The sequence below is a fragment of the Paraperlucidibaca sp. genome, assembly GCF_982810325.1.
This window is the reverse complement of sequence record NZ_CEYEMI010000052.1, coordinates 1-2,924: the sequence shown is the minus strand read 5'-3', so window position 1 is coordinate 2,924 and position 2,924 is coordinate 1. Positions and strand designations below refer to the sequence as shown.

The 2,924-nt window shown below is 47.1% G+C and carries 4 protein-coding genes; all 4 read left to right on the top strand.

Annotation, left to right across the window (positions count from 1 at the left end; genetic code table 11):
• The coding region (locus AC3DKE_RS10810) for a winged helix-turn-helix domain-containing protein (RefSeq protein WP_487990686.1) at positions 1–552 on the top strand (552 nt) is incomplete at its 5' end.
• Positions 536–1,909: a heavy metal sensor histidine kinase gene (locus tag AC3DKE_RS10805; RefSeq protein WP_487990688.1), complete on the top strand. Its 1,374-nt coding sequence runs from the start codon at positions 536–538 to the stop codon at positions 1,907–1,909. The genes AC3DKE_RS10810 and AC3DKE_RS10805, both read left to right, overlap by 17 nt.
• Positions 1,910–1,988: 79 nt before the next feature.
• Positions 1,989–2,501 carry a DUF411 domain-containing protein gene (locus tag AC3DKE_RS10800; protein ID WP_116209000.1) on the top strand — a complete coding sequence of 171 codons (513 nt, stop codon included), beginning with the start codon at positions 1,989–1,991 and terminating at the stop codon, positions 2,499–2,501.
• Between the two features lie 133 nt (positions 2,502–2,634).
• Positions 2,635–2,772 (top strand): hypothetical protein, encoded by a 138-nt coding sequence (locus tag AC3DKE_RS10795; protein WP_487990685.1) that lies wholly within the window; start codon positions 2,635–2,637, stop codon positions 2,770–2,772.
• Positions 2,773–2,924: the final 152 nt, after the last annotated feature.

Genomic DNA, 2,924 nt, shown 5'->3' with positions numbered 1-2,924 from the left:
GACCTCATTATTCTAGATGTGATGCTGCCAGGGCTGGATGGTTGGTCGGTACTAGCCGCAATTAGAGCGATTGATCAGTCACTACCTGTGCTCTTTTTAACAGCTAAAGATCAAGTAGAAGATCGAATTAAAGGCATAGAGCGTGGAGCCGATGACTATCTCGTCAAACCATTTGCATTTGCCGAACTCCTTGCTCGCATCAAGGGACTGTTACGCAGAGGGCAGCATCGCGAAGAGGTTGTAATTTGTATCGCCGACCTTGAGTTAGATCTGCTTCGTCGGCGAGTGATGCGGGCAGGACAACGAATCGATTTAACGGCAAAAGAGTTCGCCTTACTGGAACTTTTTATGCGGCGGCAAGGTGAGATTTTGCCAAGATCACTGATTGCATCTCAAGTTTGGGACATGAATTTTGATAGCGACACCAACGTGATAGAGGTCGCTATTAAACGCTTACGAAGTAAGGTTGATCAAGGCTTTAGTCCGCGACTCATTCAAACAGTGCGCGGCATGGGCTATGTCTTGGAGATTAACAATGAAGAGACTGCCTAACTCGATTAGCCTACGCATCAGCTTCATTTTCACTACTTTTACAGCGCTCATTTTATTAATTATGGGCATCGTAATTCATCAGTTAGTGACACATCATTTTGAGACACAAGACCGCAGCTTGCTCGAAGGCAAAGTGGCATTGATACGAAATATACTGCAGCAAATGCCCGATAATGAATCGATGGTACTGCTGCAACTTAAAGATGCGTTAGTCGGGCATCACGGATTAGTTGTGCAAATTGAGCGACCAATAGGCACACCACTGCTTACTACCATCGCTACGCAAATACCTGACCAAGCTACTCATCAAAGCGTGGACTTGCCGCTCGCTGAATGGCAGCTGAATCATAAAAACTACCGTGGAGTAATCGCCACTCATCCACAAACAACAATGTTCATGAGCGACCGTATTGTTGTTGGTGTTGAGACCACTGGCCATATCCAGTTTCTGAATGAATTTCGCCAACAACTACTGCTCATTGGTGGCATAGGCACAATAAGCCTCATGCTTTTGGGATGGTTAGCGGCATGGCGTGGACTACGACCAGCCAAGTCCATGGCTAAAGTTGCAGAAGGGATATCTGCTCAGAATTTGACGGGTCGGCTTGATGTAAACAATGCACCTTCAGAGCTAAAGCCATTAGCCATTGCCTTCAATGACATGTTAGATCGGCTTGGAGTTGCGGTGATCCGGCTATCCGATTTTTCATCTGATCTTGCTCATGAGCTACGCACACCCATCAACAACCTAATGACACAAACCCAAGTGAGCCTCTCAAAGCCTCGCGAGCTGCGTGTGTATCAAGATGTTCTATCCTCCAACTTAGAAGAATTTGAGCGGCTCGCCCGCATTATCTCGGACATGCTTTTCTTAGCTAAAGCAGACCACGGCTTAAGCCTACTCAATTTACAGAAAGTAGATTTGCGACAAGAAGTCCTCGCTCTGTTCGAGTTTTACGATGCACTAGCCGCAGAGAAAGGCATGCTCCTAAATGTCTCCGGCTCTGCATTCGTACCGGGCAATAAGCTCATGCTATGTCGAGCACTGAGTAACTTGATCTCGAACTCAATCAAATATGGCAATGCACATAGCAGCATTTTGATTCAGCTAAGCGAGCAAGAAAACATCGCCGCTATATCTGTTGAAAATGAAGCAGCCACACTTTCTACAGAGCAAATATCACGCCTCTTTGATCGATTTTATCGAACAGATGCATCTCGGCAACGAACCGAGGAAGGCTCCGGCCTAGGACTGGCTATTACTAAGTCGATTGTGAATGCACATGGCGGAACAATTCAGGCTGCATCAGCCAATAACATAGTTAGATTTGATCTTACGTTCACTCAAAGTCGATAGCGCGGAAGTCTCTAGTAGGCCGAATTAGGTCCGCAAGAGCTCGGCACTATCCATACACTAAACAAATCGAGGATTTATCATGATGACCAAAAAGTTTGCTCTGTATGCAGGTGTTGCCGCAATCGCTCTTGCTGCGGGCGTCACCACACTGGCGATACAGGCTAATGAACCCTCCGAAGCATCGTCCTCTGTGGCCATCGCTGACGCATCAGGCCGAGCCATCACAATTTATAAGAGCTCTACCTGCAGCTGCTGCCAGTCCTGGGTTGAACACCTGGACACCAATGGCTTTGAGACCACCGTTGTAGATACCGACAATCTTAACGAAATCAAGCAGCAGTATGGTGTGCCTCGTGAAATGGCCTCCTGCCACACTGCACTAATCGGTGACGTGGTAATTGAGGGGCATGTGCCGGCCGATGACATCGTCGCTTACTTGGAAAATCCGCAGCCTGACACGGTAGGGCTTTCAGTACCCGGTATGGTTCAGGGTAGCCCCGGCATGGAGACAGGCAAGAAAGAGAATTACCAAGTCATCGCCTTTGGCGCCAACGGTCAGCAAAGTGTGTTCCGTGAACACAGAGATTACTGAGATGGGCAGTCAATCTCACGGCTAAAAAGTTGCGCGCAACTTTAAAACCCGCCTGAACTTACCATTATGGAAAGCTTGATCTTAAAGGTGCCGTCAGTTATGACCGCGCATTTCGACTAACTGGAGAGACACCATGCATACATTTAAAGTTTCAGGAATAGGCGGCGGTAGCTGTGTGGCGAAAATCACTGCGGCCATTCATGCACCGATTCCAACGCATCTGTCAGCGCTGCACTATCACAAGGTCAGGTATGAATTGAGTCATCTCTAGCTTATGAGCTTTTAGCTAATGCAATTAGAAGCGTAGGCTTTGATGTGCAGTAAATCGCTTGAAGGAAGCTTTCAAAATGCAAATAACGCTATCTGTTTTACTCACAATTGTTGCGATTATTCATCTTATGCCACTTGTTGGTGTCATTAGCC

Bases quoted from the DNA above. Each gene is read 5' to 3' on its own strand.
- AC3DKE_RS10805 (WP_487990688.1), top strand. From the start codon at position 536: ATGAAGAGACTGCCTAACTCGATTAGCCTACGCATCAGCTTCATTTTC.
- AC3DKE_RS10800 (WP_116209000.1), top strand. From the start codon at position 1,989: ATGATGACCAAAAAGTTTGCTCTGTATGCAGGTGTTGCCGCAATCGCT.
- AC3DKE_RS10795 (WP_487990685.1), top strand. From the start codon at position 2,635: ATGCATACATTTAAAGTTTCAGGAATAGGCGGCGGTAGCTGTGTGGCG.